The sequence below is a fragment of the Variovorax sp. OAS795 genome (assembly GCF_040546685.1).
Classification (GTDB): domain Bacteria; phylum Pseudomonadota; class Gammaproteobacteria; order Burkholderiales; family Burkholderiaceae_C; genus Variovorax.
Map to the genome: position 1 here is coordinate 656405 of NZ_JBEPOH010000001.1, position 18727 is coordinate 675131.

Here is an 18727-nt window from a genome sequence, read left to right on the forward strand (position 1 = left end):
GGTCAATCGACCTTGATGCTGGCGGCCTTGACCACCTGCTGCGCCTTGGCGGTCTCGTCGGCGATGAACTTGTTGAACTGCGCCGAAGGCATGGTGAAGGGCTCGGCGCCGAGCTTGTCGAGCCGCTCCTTCAGTTCGGGCGAGGCCATGATCTTCGCGACCTCGGACTGCAGGCGGTCCACCACCGGCTGCGGCGTCTTCGCGGGTGCGAACAGCCCGACCCAGAACAGGTACTCGGAACCCGGCACGCCGGCTTCCACCGTGGTGGGCGCGTCGGGCAGCGCGGGCGAGCGCTTCGCGGTGCCGACGGCCAGCGCCTGCAGCCTGCCGCTCTTCACGAGCGGCAGCGCCGAGACCATCGGTGCGAAGAACCAGTCGACGCGCCCGGCCATCACCTCGGTCATGGCCTCGGGCGTGCCGCGGAAGGGCACGTGCTGCGCATCGACCCCGGCCGCGAGGCGGAACACCTCGGCGTTCATGTGCGTGGCCGAGCCGTTGCCTGCCGAGCCGTAGTTGAAGCTGCCGGGCTTCGCCTTGGCCTTGGCGACGAGGTCCTGCACGTTCGCGAAGTGCGCGGGCGCAGTGACCAGCACGTTGGGCAGGCTCGCCATCGGCGTGATGCCGCTGAAGTCCTTCATCGTGTCGTACGACAGGCCCTTGTAGATCCACGGGTTCACCAGGTGCCCGGCCGAATGCACCAGCAGCGTGTAGCCGTCGGCCGGTGCCTTGGCCGCGATGGCCGCGCCGAGCGTGCCGCCCGCGCCGGGCTTGTTGTCGACCACCACGCTCGTGCCCAGCGCCGGCCCGAGCTTCTCGGCCACCAGGCGCGCGACGATGTCGGTGCCGCTGCCCGCGGTGAAAGGCACCACCAGCTTGATCGCCTGCGTGCCGGGCCATGCGGTCTGCGCGTGGGCGCCGCCGAAGGCGCAAGCGGCGAGCGCGGCGGCCATCGTGAGCGCCTGCCGGCGGCTCCGGTCGAATGTCTTCTTCATGGGTCTTGTCTCCGTTGATTTGTCGGGTGGGCGATGAGTGATCGGAAGGGCGGGGCGTCAGGGGGCCGGCGGCGCGTTCGGCATCACGAGCGCCACGAGCACCGGCCGGTTGCCGCGGTTCTCCAGCTGGCGCTTTTCGCCGGGGGCGAAGCGGCAGCTGTCGTAGGGACCGAGCACTTCTTCCTGGTGCGTGCCGTCGAGTTCGCCGACAACGTGGAGCTGGCCTTCGAGCACGAGGTAGAGTTTTTCCATCGGCGAGCCATCGAGGCCCGTATGGCCGCCGGGCAGGATCTGGCTCATGCCCATCCACATCTGCGTCGATGGGCCGGCTTCCTTGCCTTGCAGGCGCAGGCAGCGCATGTCGAAGTGGTTGGGCGCCTCGTAGTGCGGCGCCTCGCTGAAACGGGTCACGTGCATGGCGGTGTTCCTTGCGGGTGGTTCAGGGCCGCAGCACGACGCGGTCGGTGCTGCCCGAAAGCACCAGCCGGTAGGCGTCCATGGCTTCGTCGAGGCTGAAGCGGCGCGCCACGGGAAAGGGTTTGAGCGTGCCGCGCTCGAAGCCATTGCGCATCGCGTCGAGCTGCGCGGTGGAGGCGATGCAGTCCATCGCGAGCGAGTCGATGCCCACGAAGGTGTGCATGCCCCGGTAGAACGCGAAGATGTCGAAGGGCACGGCGCGCTCCTGCGTGGCGATGAAGATCTGCGTCGCGCCCTTGGCCATCGCCTTGTTGGCAGCCTCGAAGTAGGCGCTCCCCACGGTGTTGTAGACGATGTTCGCGCCGCGCCCGCCGGTGAGCTCGCGCACCTGCGCGCCCACGTCGGCATGCTCGCGCGCATCGATCACGTCCACGGGCCCGCTGGCAAACCCTTCGAAAGCTCCGGCGCGGCGCTGCACCGCGATCACGCGCGCACCGGCCTGTGAAGCCAGCTGCACGGCGGCCTGGCCGACCTTGCCGTTGGCGCCGAGCACCAGCACCGTCTGGCCGGCCTGCGGCATGCCGCTGCGCCGGAAGCCTTCGTAGGCGGTGACGAAGGGCACGCCGACGGCGCCGGCCTCGTCCATCGAGATGCCCTGGGGCTTGGCGCGCAGCGCGGCTTCGGGCAGCACGAGGTAGCGTGCATGCGAACCGTCGCGCGTGATGCCGATGTCGCCGCCCGATCCGTAGACCTCGCGGCCGATCCACTCGGCGGGACCGCTCACCACGGTGCCCGCGAAGTCGCGCCCGGGGCTGCGAGGCCACACGGCCTGTGGCATGAGGCCGAGCGCGGCTTTGACGTCGCTCGGGTTCACCGCGGCAGCGGCGACTTGCACCACGGCGTGACCAGGGGGCGCGGCGGGTTCCGGTTGCGATGCGGCTTCGAGTTGCAGCGCGTCGAGGTTGACGGCTTTTTCGTTTACGCGCAGTGCGCGGGAAGTGTTTGGGGTGTGCATTGGGGCGAGGTTCATCTCAGTGGTCGACCGCGTGTTGTGCTGCGGCTCGCTTGTGTTCCGGTGTAGTTCGTTCAGGGCGCGTGCACAGGCCACCGGGTACTCCCCTCCGCGAATGTCCCCCGCCTTCGGCTCCTCCTTTATTTCGCTGCGGGGAGCACCCGGCGCCCTGTGCACACCAGGCGCAGCTCTTGTTCCGTTCGATCAACCACCGCTCTGAATCACGCTCCCGCTGGCGGGGTGCCTTGCGCAGCGAAATAAAGGAGGAGGCCGCAGGCCGGGGGACATTCGCGGAGAAAGGTACCCCGTCGGCGGGAGCGCGCCCTGAACAGCTCACTTCAAGAACAACGTGACGCACAGAAGAACAAGACGTCATCTCCTAGCTCCCCGCGCCAGGCAAGCCCAGCATCGCGCGCGCCTCGCGCGGGTTGGCAATCTCGCCGCCCAGGCTCAGCAAAATGTCGCGCGCCTTCGCCACGAGCTGTGCGTTGCTCTCGGCGAGCACGCCCTTCTCGAGGTAGATGTTGTCTTCCATGCCCACGCGCACATGGCCGCCCATGAGCCAGGCCTGCGCGACGATCGGAAACTCCATGCGGCCGATGCCGAAGGCGCTCCAGAAGGCGCCGCGCGGCAGCATGTTGCGGGCATAGAGCAGCGTCTCGGGCGTGGGCGCAAAGCCATACTTCACGCCGAGCACGAAGGTCCACATCGCGGGGCCCTCGAGCGTGCCGTCGGCGATCAGGTCGAGCGCGAGGTTGATGTCACCCGAGTCGAAGATCTCCAGCTCGGGCTTCACCCCCGCCTCGCGGATCACCTTCGCCATGCGGCGCACGTTCTTCGGCGTGTTCATCACCACGTCGGGGCCCGAGTTCATGGTGTTGAGATCGAGCGAGCACACGTCGGGCCTGATGAGCGCGATGTGCTCCACGCGCTTTTCGGGCGGCAGCAGCGTGGTGCCCGGCGCGGCGATCTTCGGATCGTCCTCGCTCGGTATGTAGCGCCCGCCGGGTCCGGTCGTGAGATTGATGATGAGCTCGCGGTTCTCGCGGCGGATTCGGTCGACCACCTCGCGGTAGAGCTCGACCTCCATCGAAGGCTTGCCGGTTTCGGGATGGCGCACGTGGATGTGCACCTGCGCCGCGCCGGCCTCTGCGGCGGCCAGGCATTCGTCGGCGATCTGCACCGGCGTGATCGGCAGGTGCGGCGTGTGCTCGGGCTTCACCAGGTTGCCGGTGACCGCGCAGGTGATGAGTGTCTTTGCGTTCACAGGTGGCGCCCTCCATCGACCACGATGCGCGTGCCGGTGACGAAGCGCATCGTCGTGGCCAGCGCCTCGACCGCGGCGGCCACGTCGTCGGGCTTGCCGATGCGCCCGAGCGGCGTGGTGCTTGCCATCTTGCCGGCAAACTCTGCGCCGCGGCCCGGCACGAAGCCCGACTCGACCGCACCCGGCGACACCGACACCACGCGCACCGCCGGCGCCAGCGCCTTGGCCAATGCATCGCCCACCACGTCGAGCCCCGCCTTGGCCGCGACGTAGGCGAGGTTGCTGCCCACGCCCGTGAAGCCCGCGATCGACGAGATGTTGGCGACGAGGCCGTCGCCGCTTTCCTTCAGCATCGGCGCAAAGGCGCGGATGGTCGCGAACACGCCGCGGAAGTTGGCGCGCAGCAGGTCGTCGATGAGCTCGTCGGTCAGCGCGTCCAGGTCGGCGGCAGCAACAGGCTGCGTGTGACCCGCGCTGTTGACCAGGATGTCGCAACGCCCGTGCGCGGCCTTCACCTCGGCGGCGGCGGCCTGCAGGCTCGGTGTGTCGACGATGTCGGCGCGGATCGCCGTGTGGCGCTGTCCGTGCGCCGAGGGCAGGGCGGCGGCGCGCGCGGCGGCATCGTCGCCCTTGCGATGCAGCAGCACGCAGGTGGCGCCGAGCGCGGCCAGCCGCACGGCCGTCGCATAGCCGATGGCGCCGAGGCCACCGGTGATGACGGCGACCTTGCCGTCGAGTCGGGAAACAGGATCGAAGCTCATGGCGTGAAGAGGAGTGGTGGGTTCAGGGGATCGGGGGGCGGGGAAATTTCATTTCGCCGGGTTCCAGCTGGAAGTCGTAGGCCAGCGTCGCGGTCTTGCCGTCGGGTGCGAGCGCGAAGCGGCCGATCAGCCGGCGCGTCACGCCGAAGGTCGGGTCGCTTTCCAGGTTCTCGTCGTCGTCGGCGAACACCTGCGTGACCAGCACCTTGTGGCCCGGCTTGCTCACCATGAAGTGCAGGTGCGCGGGCCGGTTCGGATGGCGCTGCTGCGCGCGCAGCAGCACGCCGCAGGGCCCGTCGGTCGGCACCGGGTAGCCCGCCGGGCGCACGCTGCGGAAATGAAAGCGCCCCTCGGCATCGGTCGTGAAGCGCCCGCGCAGGTTCATCTCTTCCTGCGTCGGATCCTGGTTTTCATAGAGGCCGACGGGCGAGGCCTGCCACACGTCGACCGTGGCGCCCGCGACCGGTTCGCCCGCCTTGTTGCGCACCGTGCCCGACACCGCCAGCGGAACGCCCGGCGTGCCCGAGCGCGCAATGTTGTCGCCCAGTGCGCAGGCCGGCGAGTTCGCGCGCCAGAACGGCCCGAGCAGCGCGGCCGGCGATTCGCCATGCGGGTCCTGGTTGTTCTGCAGCGCGACCACGGTGGACACGCCGAGGATGTCGGCAGCCAGCACCACCTCGTTCTTCTTCTCGCCCGTGGCCTGCCCGATGGCAACGATGAATTCGAGCGCCTGCTCGAACTCTTCCTCGCTCAGCTTCACCTCCTGGACGAAGGCGTGCAGGTGGCGCGTGAGCGCATCCATCACGGTGCGCAGGCGCGGGTCGGGCGTGCGTGCCATGGCTTCGAGCGTGAAGCCGAGGACCGAATCGGGAGAGGTGGCGATGTTCATGCGGTGGTCTCTGCAATCGTTTGCATGATCTTAGCCCAAAATGATGAAAAGTAAAATGACCCTGTTCGCCAGGTCGGGAATGGAGATAGGCCGCCCTGGGCCCCCGAACCTGGCGACAATCGTTTGCACCAATCCTTCCATGAACACCAGCCCACCCGCCTCTCCCGTCACCATTCGCGACGTTGCCCGCGCCGCCGGCGTGCATGTGTCCACCGTGTCGCGCGCGCTGAGCCCCGACAAGCGGTCGCTCATCAGCGACGAAGTGCTGCGCGTGGTGGAGGAGGCGGCGCAGCGACTTGGCTACCGGCCCAACCGCGCGGCCTCGGCCCTGCGCACCGGCCGCACGCACACCATCGGCGTGCTGGTGCCGGACATCACGAACGCCGTGTTCCCGCCCATCCTGCAGGGCATCGAGGCCAGCGCCGCGGCGCGCGGCTATTTCGTGTTCGTCACCAACGTGGTCGACCCCGCGCTCGCACGGCCGGTGCTCGAACGCATGCTGGCCCAGCGTGTGGACGGCGTGATCCTGGCCACCGCGACGCGCGACGATCCGCTGGTCGATTTCGTCGCCAAGGCCGGCATGACGGCGGTGCTGGTCAACCGCGCCGATGAAACCGGCCGGCTGCCCGCGGTGGTGAGCGACGACAGGCTCGCGATGAAGCTCGCGGTGGATCACCTCGTGGGGCTCGGCCACAAGCGCATCGCGCACCTCGCCGGGCCGCAGAACATCCCCACTGGCGTGGGCCGCCGCCTGGGCGTGGAGCAGGCGCTGCGCGACCACCGCATGAAGCCGTTCCGCGTGGTCGAGTGCGCCAGCTACAGCCGCGAGGCCGGCGCGGCCGCGATGCGGCAGATGCTCCAGGCCGGGGCCGCGCCGCAGGCCGTGGTGTGCTGCAACGACCTGGTGGCGCTCGGCGCCTACGACGCGCTGCGCGAGGCGGGCCTGCGCGTGCCCGAGCACATTTCCATCACCGGCCACAACGACATGCCGCTGGTCGACATGGTCGATCCGCCGCTCACCACCATCCGCCTGCCGCACCGCGAACTCGGCTGGCGTGCGGCCGAGATGCTGTTCTCGGAGATCGACGGGCAGGCGATGTCGGCGTCCACGGTGGTGCTCCGGCCCGAACTGGTGGTGCGCCAATCGACGGGCGCGCCGGCAGGGCGCTGATCAGCCGTTTCGGCGCGCGGCCTTCTTGTGCGCCTGCTTGCGCGCCGCCGGGCGCCGCGGCGGCGTGGCTTCGAGCACCAGCTCGGCCGGCAAAGTGTCGTTCCACGATTCGGTGAAATAGGCGCGGTCGCTCGGCACCAATTGCACCAGCGCCTCGCGCAGCCGCGCCAGTGACTGCGCGGCAGCCTGCAGGTCGCCCGCATGCGCCGCATACCAGGCATGCTCGAACAGCAGGCTGCAATGCTGCAGGCCGGGGTAGCGCCGGCGGCCGGCCTGGTGGTCGGCCAGCCGTGCCTGTGCCACATCGACCCATCGCGCCGGCCAGTGCGCCGCATCGAAGGCGTCGGCGAGCGGGCCGGCGAGCTTCGAAATCGCCGCCGGGTCCAGCGGCTCCTCGGCGCGGAACTGCGCGAGCGTGGGTTGCTTCTCGGGCCGGCAATGGCCGCGCGCGATGCGCATCAGGTAGATCGCATTCCAGGCCGAGCGGCCCTGGCCGTCGGCGTGGCCGCAGAGCATTCGCTGAACGCGATCCACTGCACCGCGCGGCGCGTGGTGTCGGCAGTGCCGTCGTGCGCGAGCGCCGGCAGGTCCGAAAGGCCCACGCGATCGAACAGCCAGGCCGCCATGCCCATGTTGGCGGCCACATGCTGCGCGGCATCGAAGGAATGGGATTCGAAGGCCGCGGCCAGTGCTTCGCCGAAACGCTGCAGCGATTCCTCGGCCAGCGCGGCGGCGGCGGGCCTGTCGTCGGCGGCCAGCCCCAGGGCGCGCGAGCGGCACACCAGCGCCCAGAGGTTGCACCACTCGAAGCGCACGTCGGGGTGGTGCCGCAGCACCAGGCCGCGCGCCGCATGGCCGGCCATGCCGGTGAGGAGCGACTGCGCCAGCGGCAGGTCGCGCGCGGTGTAGGCGCACCAGGCCGAGACGATGCATTCCATCGCGCCGAGGTAGTCGTTGCCCGCCACGTGGTGGGCGAGGCGCTGCTTCTTCAGCGCCTGCAGCTGCCGGCGCGCCTGCTCGTTGTCGCCGAGCCGGCGCCACAGCATGGCCTCGTTGAGCGTGACCAGCGCGCGCTGGAAATCGGTGGCCGCCAGGCTGCCGGCCAGGCGGATCGATGCGAGCGCGCTGGCCGGCTGGCCGGCGGCGCCGTCGCCAGCCACCGGCGCCATCAGCCTGCCTTGCCGCGCCGCCTGCTGCGAGGCCACCAGCTGCCTCCAGAAGGCGGCGTCCTGCAGATGCACGGCATCGGGCGGCGGCGAAGCGGGTTCCGCCGCGCGCGCCTTGCGCGAACGCAGGCCCAGGAAGGAGGCGACCTCGGCCGGCGTGGCGTCGCGGCCGCCGACCTGCATGCGCACGCGCTTCGCCTCGGCCGCGGGCAGCCAGAACGGGCCCTGGCTGCGCCGCTCGGCGTTGAGGAAGCGCGGCTCGCGCTGGGTGTCTTCGCCCCAGCCGACCTCGACGTTCCAGGCCTTGAAGTCGCGGAACGCGCGGCTCACGACCATGCGCAGCGTGCTGGCATCGGACACTTCGCCGCGCAGGTCGGCCAGGCGGACGAGGCCGCCTTCGGCATCGTGCGCGTGCTTCATGCGTGCGAGCAGCCAGAGCGACTGGAACGCCGCGCGCCGGCCGTCGACCGACTGCGGCGAGGTGAGTTCGATGGAAATGGGGGAGGGTGCGGCAGGCTTGGACACGCCCTGCATTGAACCTCAAATTGTGGAACGGCCGGGCGCGGCCGCCTGGTCAGATCCGGTGGCGGTCCACCACGCCGCGCACCTCGCTGCGGCCGATGCCCAGGTCGCGCAGCTCATGGTCGCTCATGCCCGCCAGGTGCAGCGAGTCGGCGCGGCTGCGGCGGCGCTCCGCGGTGCGTCGGCGCCAGCTGCGCAGGGCATGCAGCAGGCGTTGGTGAAAGGGTGAGTGCGTCGGCGCTGTCACGATGGGCTCCTTGTGGGGGAGCGCTCATCTTGCGGCGGTGCATGCTATTGTGGAAGTTGAGATTCCTGACCCCCTCAATCAGCTTTCCTGATGCGACAACTCAACCTCGACCAACTGCGCACGCTCATCGCCATCGCCGACCTGGGCACTTTCTCGGCGGCGGCCAAGGCGCTGCATCTTGCGCAGCCGACCGTCAGCCTGCACATCAGCGAACTCGAATCGCGACTGGGTGCGCCGCTGGTGGTCCGCGGCAATCGCCGCGTCACGCCCACGGCGGCCGGTGCGGCGCTGGTCGAGCGCGGGCGCAAGCTGCTGCGCGATACCGACGATGCCGTCGACGCGGTCAGGCGCCAGGCCGAAGGCCGCACCGGCCGCGTGCGCCTGGGCACTTCGACCGGCGTGGTGGTCGACCTGCTGCCGCAGGTGCTCGAGGCGCTGGGCGCAAGCCATGCGGGCATCGACGTGGAAGTGAGCATCCTGGGCTCGAACGAAGCCATGGCGCGCCTGGCCGCGGGCACGCTCGACATCGGGCTGGTGGCCGTGCCGCAGCCGCCGCTGCGCGACCTCGTCGTCACGCCGTGGCGCGACCAGCCCATGATGGCCTTCGTGCCGCAGCGCTGGAAGGCGCCCAGGCGCGTCACGCCGGCCTGGCTGGCAACGCAGCCGCTGATCTTCAACGACGCCACCACCCACATGTACCGGCTCTCGATGGAGTGGTTCGCGGCCGCCGGATTCGCGCCGCGCGCGCGCATCGAGCTCAACTACGACGCGGCCATCCGCAGCCTGGTGGCCGCGGGGTACGGCGCGGCGCTGCTGCCACTGCAGCAGACCACCGATGCGGCACTGAACGAGCGCATGCAGATCCTGCCGATCACGCCCAGGCTCACGCGCCGGCTGGGCATTGCGCACCGCCAGCGCGCGACGCTCGACGGCGCCACACACAGCGTGCTGCAGGTGCTGACGGCCTTCCGCCAGCTCTGAGCTGCGCGGGTGGCTTCAGCGGGGCCGCGCGTAGCCGGATTCGATCCACGCGCTGGCACTGGCGGCCGTGAGCCTGAAGGCGGGCGCGACGGCGACGCTGGCCAGCTCGGTGTCGTCGGCATCGTCGTGCGCGGTGAGCGTGGCCGAGGGGCTGTCCTCGTCCGGCACGATGGCGAGCGAGACCCGCACGCGCTGGTCGCCCTTGGCGGTCACGGTCACGCTCTTGTTGAGCGTGGCGTGCAGCTGCTGCTCGTGGCGGCGGATCACTTCGGCGGCGGTCTTCACCAGCGTGGAAAACGCCGGGCCATCGAGCGGCTTGGGGTTCTTCTTGTCGCGGCCCATGGTCCAGGGGCCGACCAGCGCCGGCTCCGGGTCGCCGTGGCGCGTCATCTCGACGGCCCAGCCGTCGTCTTCCTCGTTCTTGATCACGCGCGCGGTCCATTGGCCGTCGCGCCAGAGGCGGGGTTCCTGCAGGGGAAGGGTGTCGGAATCGGTGGAATCTGTGGCTTCGGTCATTCGGGTGCTCGGGTGCTTGCTCGGCCCATTTTCGCCTGCGCCTCCGGGCGGGCCGGTCAGAAGACCGACAGCCCGGTCCGTGCGACAAAAAGCTCCAGTGCCTTCATGCCAAGCAGCGAGTTGCCGTTGGCATCGAGCGCCGGCGACCAGACGCACAGCGTGAGCCGGTCGGGCACCACGGCCACGATGCCGCCGCCCACGCCGCTCTTGCAGGGCAGGCCGATCGAAAACGCCACGTCGCCCGCGGCATCGTAGGTTCCGCAGGTGAGCATCAGCGCGTTGATGCGGCGCGTCTGCCGCTCACCGGTCACCTCGGCCTGGCCGTCGATCGGATGCGCGCCGTCGCGGCACAGGAAGGCCGCCGCGCGCGCGAGCTGGCGGCAGCTCATGCGCAGCGCGCACTGGTGAAAGTAGGTGTCGAGCACCACGGCCACGTCGTTGTCGATCTTGCCGAAGCTCTTCATGAAATTGGCGAGTGCGACATTGCGGAACCCCGTCGCGGCTTCGGAGCGCGCCACCTCGTCGTCGAACGCGATCGGCTCGCCGCACAGGCTGGCCATCAACGCCAGGATGTCGGCCTTGGCGCTGCCGCCGGCCTGCAGCGCCTGGCTCACCAGCCGGTCGGCCACGGCAATGGCACCCGCATTGATGAACGGATTGCGCGGCTTGCCGTGCTCGTTCTCCAGCTGCACCAGCGAATTGAACGGATTGCCCGAGGGCTCGCGGCCGATGCGCTCCCACAGCGCCTCGCCCGAGCGCTGCATGGCCAGCGTGAGCGTGAAGAGCTTCGACACACTCTGGATCGAGAACGGTGTTTCGGCGTCGCCGGCAAAAGCCTCGGTGCCGTCGCAGGTGCGCAGCGCAATGCCGAGCTGGCGCGGGTCGATGCAGGCCAGCGCGGGGATGTAGCTGGCCACCGTGCCGGCCTGCCCGAGCAGTGGCCGCAGGGTGCCGACGATGTCGTCGAGCACCGGTTGGAAGTCCGTGTCCTTCATGGCCGTGCCCTCCGCCGGTTGACCATCACGATGCCGATCGCCACGCCCGCCAGCGCCAGCATCAGCTGCAGCGTGAGCGGTTCGCCCAACAGCACCACGCCGAACACCAGCGCGAACAGCGGCGTCAGGAAGCTGAACGACGACATCTGCGTGGCGGGATAGTGCCGCAGCAACCACATCCAGGTCAGGTAGCTCGCAAACGCGCCGACCACGGTCTGCAGGCCGATCGAGGTCCAGGCCCAGGCCGAATACGAGAAGCTCCATGTTTCGCCGAGCACGAGCGACAGCACAGGGCAGACGGCGGCGGTCACGCCCACCTGATAGAACAACGACTTCTCGGCGCTCGCGGTGGCAAGCCGCGTGGTGCGCAGCGCCAGGGTGGTCAGGCCCCAGAGCATCCCGCCCGCGAGGCCCATGGCGTCGCCGATCAGCTGGCTCGAACTCGTCTGCGCAAAGCCCTCGCTGAATGCGAACAACACGGCTGCGAAGGCGATGGCGAGGCCCAGCCACTGCAGGCCGCGCAGCCGCTCGGCGGGCACCCAGCGCGGCAGCAGCAGCGACACCCAGAATGGCGCGGTGTACAGGAACACCGTGAGCCGCGAGGCCGAGGTGTGCTGCAGGCCCAGGTAGATGCAGGCGAACTCGCCGGCGAACAGCAGCCCCACCAGCAGGCCGCCCGGCAGCGTGCCGTCGCGCTCGAAAAGCGGCACGCCCCGCGACACGCACCACAGCCACAGCAGCGCCACGGCGCCCGCCATGCGGATCGATGCCTGCCAGAGCGGCGGCACCTCGGCCACCGTCGTCTTGATGAGGATCTGCTGCAGTCCCCAGAACGCACAGCATGCGATGAGGAGGCCGATGGCGAGGGAGTCGAGGTGGGTCTTGCGCTGGATCATTCGTCTCGTCGTTGTCGTTGTCGTTGTCGTTGTCGTTGCTCGTGCCGCTGCTGCGGTCGCATCGTTCACTGCCCGGCCACCGGATAGGGCGGCTTGCCGCGCGTGCCGGTCATCAGGTCCGGCACCACGGTCTCCACGTCAGGCACCGCGCGTGCGGCGCTTTCGAGCTTGCGCGCGAGCGCGGCCGAAGGCACGCAGCCCTGCAGGTAGACCCATCGGCGCTGGATGACGACCCAGACGCTGCTCTTCTGCACGCCCGGCACGGCCAGCAGCGCGGCGCGCACCTTGGGCGCCAGCGGCTTGTCGTAGCGATAGGCGTTGCTGTCGGTGCATTGGCCCGCGAGCCAGCAGCTGGTGCCGCGCTCCAGCCGCGAATGGGTCTGGGCGCGCCGCTCCTCGGCGGTATAGAACGGGCCTTCGGGCATGGCGCAGGCCGGCAGGCCGGCGGAAACGCGGAAGAACGGGTCGTCGAACCAGTTCTGCTTCAGGGGTCCCGCCGCTTGCTGCGCCATGGCGGCCTGCGCGGCCAGCAGGACGGACATGGCCACGGCACTGCGGCTCACAAGGGATGTTCCGTGTAGAAGCGCCCGCCGTGGAACAGCAGCGGCGAGGCGCCGGCGTTGTGCGTGCAGCGCTCCACCTCGCCGACGAAGATCACATGGTCGCCTTCGTCGTAGCGGCTGCGGTTGAAGCACTCGAAGCTGGCCGCCGCGCCCGCCAGCACCGGCGCACCGCCCAGGCCCTCGGTGAAGGCGACGTCGGCCCAGCGGTCGATGTTCTTGGTGGCGAAGCGCTCGGCCAGCTCTTTCTGGCTCGCGGCCAGGATGTTGATGGCGTAGTGCGACCCGGTGCTGAGCGCCGCCATCGAGGCCGCCGCGCGCGCCAGGCTCCAGAGCACCAGCGGCGGCTCGAGCGACACCGAGTTGAACGAGTTGGCCGTGAGGCCGACCAGCACGCCCTCGGCCGAGCGCGCGGTGACGATGGTCACGCCGGTGGCGAACATGCCGAGCGCGCTGCGGAATTCTTCGGTCGAGAAGGAAGGCGGTTGCGCCTGGGCGGGAGCGGTCACGGGAAAAGCCAAGAGTGCGCAGGATGACGCCGCTCTATTCTGGCCGAAGGCCCGAAAGGCCGCCGCCCGGCGCTTCGTGGACCTTGTTGATCTTTCTGGTGATCAGATGGATTTCCTGAAACTCCAGCGAAGTCACGCCACGATACTAGGGAAAGTTCTCGTATTTTCCTTATAACTTGACACTGATAAGATTAAAACAGGCCCCGCCATCCAGGAAAAGGAGATGACATGCCCGGACGACAACTCTCTCGGCGTCTGCTGCGGTGGGCGCCGCTCGCCGCGCTGGCGCTCTTCGGCGCCGCGGCTTCGGCGGCCGGCGCCTACCCGGACCGGCCCGTCCGGCTGGTCGTTCCGTACACGGCCGGTGGCATCAGCGACGTGCTGGCGCGCACGCTGGCCGAGCGCATGCGCAAGGCGCTGGGCCAGCCCGTGATCGTGGACAACAAGCCCGGCGCCAACACCGCGCTGGGCGCGCGCCTGGTGGCCTCGGCAGAGCCCGACGGCTACACGGTGCTCTTTGCCACCGGCGCCACCGCGGTGCTGAACCCGCTGCTCTACCCCAAGCTCTCGTACAACCCCGAGAAGGAGCTGCTGCCGGTGGCCCGCATCGCGGTCACGCCGATGGTGATGGTGGTGGGCAACAGCTCGCCGCACCGCACGCTGCGCGACTTCGTCGCCGATGCCAAGGCGAACCCCGGCAAGCTCAACTACGCTTCCACGGGCACCGGCAGCTCGCTGCACCTGGCGGTCGAGCTGCTGCAGAACGCCACCGGCGTCTCGCTGGTGCACGTGCCCTACAACGGCAGCGCACCGGCCCAGGCGGCATTGATGGCCGGCGACATCCAGTTCTTTGCCGATTCCACCGGCAGTGCCATGGGCCTGGTGCGCGGCGGCAAGCTGCGGCCCCTCGCGGTCACCACGCGCGAACGGCTGCCGGCCCTGCCCGATGTGCCGACCGTCGCGGAGAGCGGCTACCCCGACTACGAGGTCACCACCTGGTTCGGCCTCATGCTGCCGCGCAACGCGCCGCCCGACGTGGTGAATCGGCTGAACGCCTCGGTGGCGCAGGCGATCGCCGACCGCGGCTTTCGCGAGCAGTTCGAGGCGCTCGGCCTGGTGGTGCCGCCGACGCTCACGCCGGGAGAGTTCAACGCCTACATCGGGCGCGAGCGGGAGCGCTGGGCACCGCTGATCCGCGCCAAGCACATCGTCCTCGAGTAAGCCCGCAGCATCACCGGAAGCCATCGCATGTTCGAAGCCAACCTGCTGCGCGGCAAGCGCATCCTCGTGACCGGCGGGGGCTCCGGCCTCGGCCGCGAAATTGCCGAGCGCTACCTGCAACTGGGCGCCGAGGTCCACATCTGCGGCCGACGCCAGCCGATGCTCGACGCCACCGCCGCCGAGCTGACCGAGCGCCACGGCGGCGTGGTGCGCGCGCATGCGGTGGACATCCGACACGCCGATGCGGTCGACGCCATGGTCGGGCGCATCTGGGCCGAGCACGGTCCGCTCGACGGGCTGGTCAACAACGCGGCCGGCAACTTCGTCAGCCGCACGCAGGACGTGTCGCCGCGCGGCTTCGACGCGGTCGCCAACATCGTGCTGCACGGCACCTACTACGTCACGCACCATGTCGGGCGGCGCTGGATCGAGACCGGCCACAAGGGCTCGGTGATCTCCATCGTCGTGACCTGGGTACGCACCGGCGCGCCCTTCGTGGTGCCCTCGGCGATGAGCAAGGCCGGCGTGGACGTGATGACCAAGTCGCTCGCCATCGAGTGGGGTCGCTACGGCATCCGGCTCAACGCCATCGCGCCGGGTATCTTTCCGACCGAAGGCGCGAACAGCCGGCTCAGCCCCAAGGCCGCATGGGAAGACGGCGCGGTGCGCAACCCGATGAACCGGCTGGGCCGCATGCCCGAGCTGCAGAACCTCGCGGTGTTCCTGATGGCCGACGGCGTCGAGTGGATCACCGGCGAGACCATCGCCATCGACGGCGCCGGGCATCGGCAGAACGGTGCGTCCTTCACCGAGCTGGCCGACCTGGACGAGGAAGCCTGGCGCGGCATGCGCGAGGCGATCCGCGGACAGGACGCGCGCGACCGGGCGTTGCGCGCGGAGGTCTCGGAACCGGCCGCAGCGGATGACGCGCCCCGAGGCCGTTCATGAGGATCGACAACATCGTCGACGAGGTGGCCGCGGGCCGACGCGGCGCCCACCGCGCGCTGCTGCTGGAGGACGGGCGCGTGCTGTCGTATGCGCAACTTGCCGCGCGCATCGAGACTGCGGCGGCCGCGCTCGCCGAAGCCGGGCTTGCGCCGGGGCAGCGCATGGTGCTGGTCGGCGAGAACAGCGAGGACATGGTGGTGCTGCTCCTCGGCGCGATCCGGGCCGGTGGCTGGGCGGTGCCGCTCAATGCCCGCATGTCGAGCGGCGAGATCGATGCGATCTGCGCGCACTGCGAGCCGCGGCTGGTGTACTTCGCGGCCGGCGCCTCGGGCGAGGCGCTGGCCCATGCCGACCGCCGCGGCGCCGCCAGCGGGCTCGCCTGCGCGCCCGGCGGGCGGCTGCAGCGCTGCGAAGGCCCCGGCACGGCCGCCGAAGCTTCGGGCGCAGACGTCGCCCTGATGATCTACACCTCCGGCAGCACCGGCCTGCCCAAGGGCGTGATGCTGACCCACGGCAACCTCGATTTCGTCACGCGCGCCTCGATGGCGCAGCAGGTGCTGCTGCCGGACGACGTGATCTTCCATGCGCTGCCGATCTCGCATTCATTCGGCCTGGTCTCGGCGCTGCTCTGCGGCCTGCGTGCGGGCGCCACGCTGCGCCTGGTGGAGCGTTTTTCGGCGGGGTTGCTGGCCGAGGCGATCACCAGTGGACAGGTGACGGTGTTCCAGGGCGTGCCCGCGATGTACGCGCGGCTGCACGAATGGGCGCAGCAGCACGGCCGCGCGCTGACCCCCAACCGGCTGCGCATGGCCTACATCGGCGGGTCGCTGGTCGACGCCACGCGCAAGGCGCAGACCGAGGCGCTGCTCGGCCTGCCGCTGCACCACGGCTACGGCCTGACCGAATCGGCACCGGCGGTGACCCGCACCTTCGGCCATGCGCCGCCCGCGGACGTGACCGCCGGCTGGCCGATTCCCGGCGTGGAGGTGGTGCTTGCGGATGCGGACGGCGGGCCCGTGGCGGCCGGCGAGCGCGGCGAGGTCCTGGTCCGCGGGCCCAACGTGATGAAGGGCTACTTCCGCGATCCGGCGCAGACGCGCGCCGCGGTCGATGCCGAAGGATGGCTGCACACCGGCGACATCGGCGTCTTCGGCCCCGCAGGTGATCTTTCCATCGTGGGCCGCAGCAAGGAGATGATCATCCGCGGTGGCTTCAACGTGTACCCGGCCGAGGTCGAGAAGGCGATTGCCGCGTACCCGGAGGTCGCGCAATGCGCGGTGGTCGGGCGCTGCGTGCCGGGCGACGAGGAGATCGTCGCCTTCGTCGAGCCGCTGCAGGGCCGCTGCATCGACGCCGCCCGGCTCTGCGCCTTCCTGCGCGAACGCCTCGCGCCCTACAAGGTGCCGGCCGAGGTCCATGTGATGGCGCAGCTGCCTGCCAGCCCCACCGGCAAGCTGCTCAAGTCACAGCTGAAGGCGCTGGCAGGGGCCGCGCCGGCGCCGGCGCGGCCCTCGCTGGAGCGCTTGCTGGCGCCGCGTTCGGTGGCGGTGGTGGGCGCCTCCGACAACCCGCACAAGGTCGGCGGCCGGCCGATCCGCTACCTGCTGGAACAGGGCTTCGCCGGCCGCATCTACCCGGTCCATCCGCGCGCCGGCAAGGTGCAGGGCCTGCAGGCCTACGCGGCGCTCGGCGAGTTGCCGGAGGTGCCCGATGCGGTGGTGCTCTGCATCGGCGCCGATCAGGCCGGGCACCAGCTTGCCGAGTGCGCGCGGCTGGGCATCGGCCATGCGCTGCTGTTCGCCTCGGGCTACGCGGAGGTCGGCGCCGAGGGCCGCGTCCGGCAGGAAGCCCTGGCAGCCATCGCCCGCGCCGGCGGCGTCCGCCTGGTGGGGCCCAACAGCATCGGCGTCGCCAGCTTCGACAGCGGCGCGGTGCTCTCCTTCGCATCGATCTACAGCGACCACGCGCCGCTCGACGGGCCCGTCGCGATCGTCTCGCAGAGCGGCGCCTTCGGCGTGTCCGCCTATGCGCTGCTGCGCGAAGCCGGCTGGGGCGTGCGCTGCGTGGCCGCCACCGGCAACGAGGCCGACGTCGACACGGCGGACCTGGTCGATGCGCTGGCGAGGCGCCCGGGCGTGCGGCTGGTGCTGCTCTACGTCGAGCACGTGCCCGATCCGGCGCGCATGGCGGTGGCGCTCGGCACGGCGCGCGAGCGCGGCGTGGCGGTGCTTGCGGTGCGCTCCGGGCGTTCCGCGCACGGCAGGCGCTCGGCCGACCTGCATACGGGCTCGGCTGGCGCGGCCGGCGACACGCTCGACGCGCTGTTCGAGTCACACGGCTGCCGCACCGTGGGCGGGCTCGCCGAGCTGGTCGGCGCCGTGCCGCTGTACCTCGGGCCGGCGCCGGGTGCCGGTGGCCCGGGCGGGTTGCCGCGGCTGGCGCTCGTCAGCAACTCGGGCGCGTCCTGCGTGCTCGCGGCCGACGAGGCGCAGGCCCGCGGCCTGCCGCTGGCGCCGCTGTCGGCGGACGCGGAGCAGCGCCTGGCCGAGCTGCTGCCCAATTTCTCGCTCAACCGCAACCCGGTCGACCTGACGGCGATGCTGCTGGCCGAGCCGGCATTGCTCGGCGCGGTGGTGCAGGTGGTGCTGCACGACGAGGCCGTCGATGCCGCCACCCTGGGCCTGCTGGCCGTCGGTGGACCGAGCTACGACCTGCCGCGTTTCGTGCGCGAGTGCCGGGCCGTGGTGGACGGCGTGGGCAAGCCGCTGGCGGTCTACAGCCCGCACCCCCATGTGCGCGAGGCCTTCGCCAAGGACGGCTTCGCGGTGTTCCCGGGCGAGGCCGAAGCCATGCAGGCCTTGCAGGCCTTCGCGCTGCACCGCAGCCCGGCCGAAGTGGCGCCGGGCTAGGTTGCGGCCGGCTGGTGGTCCAGCCCCGCGATGAAGATCGAGAACACGTCGTGGCCGATCTTCATCGGGTCCTTGCCCACGATGTCCCAGGCGTTCTGGCGGTCGACCATCACCGTGGCCAAGCCGTGGCAGGCGGTCCAGGCCGCCAGCGCCGCGGGACGCACGCGCGCGAGCGGCACGTTACGGTGGCTCAGGTAGTCGCCCACGCAGGTCTCCAGGATGCCGTAGGAGCGCGTGGCGGCCTGCTCCAGGTCGGGAAACTGCAGCTTCTGCGGAATGGCCGGGCCGTACATCAGCTGGAACAGGGCGGGCCGGTCGATCGAGAACTGCAGGTGCGCAAGCATCACGCTCAGCAGCCGCTCGCGCGGATCGCTGAGGCTGCGCAGCGCCCGGATGCGATGATCGAACATCATGCGGAACCCCTGCGCGGCGATGGCCGCGAGGTAGCCCGACTTGCCCTCGAAGTGGTGCAGCGGCGCCGTCTGCGACACCCCGACGTCGCGCGCCGCCTGGCGCAGGCTCAGCGCGGCCAGCCCCTCTGCATCGAGGATCTCGATGCCCCGCATCACCAGCGCGTCGCGCAGGTTGCCGTGGTGGTAAGTGGAGCGTTTGGCCTCCGCGCCCTCGGCCGGTGCGTCGGCATCGGGGGCTGCGGCCGGCCCGGTGCGCGATCCGGCGTTCGGCCCTGAGGCGGAGGTTTTCTTCATAGGCCTCCGAGCTTAAACCGGCCGCTTGCGCGCGGCGCGGC

Annotated in this window: 20 protein-coding genes; 5 read left to right on the forward strand and 15 right to left on the reverse strand. The window is 70.5% G+C overall.

Annotated elements, in window-relative coordinates:
- Positions 1-2: 2 nt before the first annotated feature.
- The 6 genes from ABID97_RS03240 to ABID97_RS03265 form a co-directional block, all read right to left on the reverse strand.
- Positions 3-992 carry a tripartite tricarboxylate transporter substrate binding protein gene (locus ABID97_RS03240; RefSeq protein WP_354397123.1) on the reverse strand — a complete coding sequence of 330 codons (990 nt, stop codon included), beginning with the start codon at positions 990-992 and terminating at the stop codon, positions 3-5.
- 57 nt (positions 993-1049) lie between these two features.
- Positions 1050-1409 carry a cupin domain-containing protein gene (locus ABID97_RS03245; protein WP_354397124.1) on the reverse strand — a complete coding sequence of 120 codons (360 nt, stop codon included), beginning with the start codon at positions 1407-1409 and terminating at the stop codon, positions 1050-1052.
- Between the two features lie 22 nt (positions 1410-1431).
- Entirely contained in the window at positions 1432-2424 is a 993-nt protein-coding gene (locus ABID97_RS03250; protein ID WP_354397125.1) for a quinone oxidoreductase family protein, read from the reverse strand.
- Between the two features lie 376 nt (positions 2425-2800).
- Entirely contained in the window at positions 2801-3688 is an 888-nt protein-coding gene (locus tag ABID97_RS03255; protein ID WP_354397126.1) for a beta-keto acid cleavage family enzyme, read from the reverse strand.
- Complete coding sequence (locus tag ABID97_RS03260; protein WP_354397127.1) at positions 3685-4449, reverse strand: SDR family NAD(P)-dependent oxidoreductase; 765 nt, start codon at positions 4447-4449, stop codon at positions 3685-3687. Before ABID97_RS03260 ends, ABID97_RS03255 begins: the two co-directional genes overlap by 4 nt.
- Before the next feature lie 22 nt (positions 4450-4471).
- Entirely contained in the window at positions 4472-5338 is an 867-nt protein-coding gene (locus tag ABID97_RS03265) for a dioxygenase family protein (RefSeq protein ID WP_354397128.1), read from the reverse strand.
- Between the two features lie 139 nt (positions 5339-5477).
- Between ABID97_RS03265 and ABID97_RS03270 the strand changes: the two genes are divergently transcribed.
- Positions 5478-6509, forward strand: a complete 1032-nt coding sequence (locus ABID97_RS03270) for a LacI family DNA-binding transcriptional regulator (RefSeq protein ID WP_354397129.1) — start codon at positions 5478-5480, stop codon at positions 6507-6509.
- Here the strand turns inward: ABID97_RS03270 and ABID97_RS03275 are convergent, their stop codons facing one another.
- From ABID97_RS03275 to ABID97_RS03285, 3 genes are read right to left on the reverse strand one after another with little or no spacing between them, the layout of a single operon-like run.
- A complete protein-coding gene (locus ABID97_RS03275) occupies positions 6510-7025 on the reverse strand; it encodes a hypothetical protein (protein WP_354397130.1) in 516 nt (171 codons plus the stop codon).
- Positions 6968-8209 carry a hypothetical protein gene (locus tag ABID97_RS03280; RefSeq protein WP_354397131.1) on the reverse strand — a complete coding sequence of 414 codons (1242 nt, stop codon included), beginning with the start codon at positions 8207-8209 and terminating at the stop codon, positions 6968-6970. The genes ABID97_RS03275 and ABID97_RS03280 overlap by 58 nt, the downstream gene beginning before the upstream one ends.
- 40 nt (positions 8210-8249) lie before the next feature.
- Positions 8250-8444, reverse strand: a complete 195-nt coding sequence (locus ABID97_RS03285; RefSeq protein ID WP_354397132.1) for a YjiS-like domain-containing protein — start codon at positions 8442-8444, stop codon at positions 8250-8252.
- Between the two features lie 90 nt (positions 8445-8534).
- On the opposite strand from ABID97_RS03285, the gene ABID97_RS03290 reads away from it, so the two are divergent.
- Positions 8535-9425: a LysR family transcriptional regulator gene (locus ABID97_RS03290; protein WP_354397133.1), complete on the forward strand. Its 891-nt coding sequence runs from the start codon at positions 8535-8537 to the stop codon at positions 9423-9425.
- Positions 9426-9440: 15 nt separating this feature from the next.
- Here ABID97_RS03290 and ABID97_RS03295 read toward each other — a convergent pair whose 3' ends face one another.
- The 5 genes from ABID97_RS03295 to ABID97_RS03315 form a co-directional block, all read right to left on the reverse strand.
- Complete coding sequence (locus ABID97_RS03295) at positions 9441-9941, reverse strand: hypothetical protein (RefSeq protein WP_354397134.1); 501 nt, start codon at positions 9939-9941, stop codon at positions 9441-9443.
- Between the two features lie 56 nt (positions 9942-9997).
- Positions 9998-10936, reverse strand: coding sequence for a glutaminase (locus ABID97_RS03300; RefSeq protein ID WP_354397135.1), 939 nt, complete (start codon positions 10934-10936; stop codon positions 9998-10000).
- Positions 10933-11832: a DMT family transporter gene (locus ABID97_RS03305; RefSeq protein ID WP_354397136.1), complete on the reverse strand. Its 900-nt coding sequence runs from the start codon at positions 11830-11832 to the stop codon at positions 10933-10935. Before ABID97_RS03305 ends, ABID97_RS03300 begins: the two co-directional genes overlap by 4 nt.
- A gap of 65 nt (positions 11833-11897) precedes the next feature.
- Complete coding sequence (locus ABID97_RS03310; RefSeq protein ID WP_354397137.1) at positions 11898-12395, reverse strand: BON domain-containing protein; 498 nt, start codon at positions 12393-12395, stop codon at positions 11898-11900.
- Entirely contained in the window at positions 12392-12835 is a 444-nt protein-coding gene (locus ABID97_RS03315) for a flavin reductase family protein (RefSeq protein WP_503012801.1), read from the reverse strand. Before ABID97_RS03315 ends, ABID97_RS03310 begins: the two co-directional genes overlap by 4 nt.
- Before the next feature lie 294 nt (positions 12836-13129).
- Between ABID97_RS03315 and ABID97_RS03320 the strand changes: the two genes are divergently transcribed.
- Genes ABID97_RS03320 through ABID97_RS03330 form a run of 3 tightly spaced genes read left to right on the forward strand, consistent with a single transcriptional unit; the run spans position 13130 to position 17979 of the window.
- Entirely contained in the window at positions 13130-14122 is a 993-nt protein-coding gene (locus ABID97_RS03320; RefSeq protein ID WP_354397139.1) for a Bug family tripartite tricarboxylate transporter substrate binding protein, read from the forward strand.
- 27 nt (positions 14123-14149) lie between these two features.
- Entirely contained in the window at positions 14150-15070 is a 921-nt protein-coding gene (locus tag ABID97_RS03325) for an SDR family oxidoreductase (protein WP_354397140.1), read from the forward strand.
- A complete protein-coding gene (locus ABID97_RS03330) occupies positions 15067-17979 on the forward strand; it encodes an AMP-binding protein (protein ID WP_354397141.1) in 2913 nt (970 codons plus the stop codon). Before ABID97_RS03325 ends, ABID97_RS03330 begins: the two co-directional genes overlap by 4 nt.
- Here the strand turns inward: ABID97_RS03330 and ABID97_RS03335 are convergent.
- Positions 17976-18686 carry a TetR/AcrR family transcriptional regulator gene (locus ABID97_RS03335; protein WP_354397142.1) on the reverse strand — a complete coding sequence of 237 codons (711 nt, stop codon included), beginning with the start codon at positions 18684-18686 and terminating at the stop codon, positions 17976-17978. The two genes, ABID97_RS03330 and ABID97_RS03335, sit on opposite strands and share 4 nt — an antisense overlap.
- Positions 18687-18727: the final 41 nt, after the last annotated feature.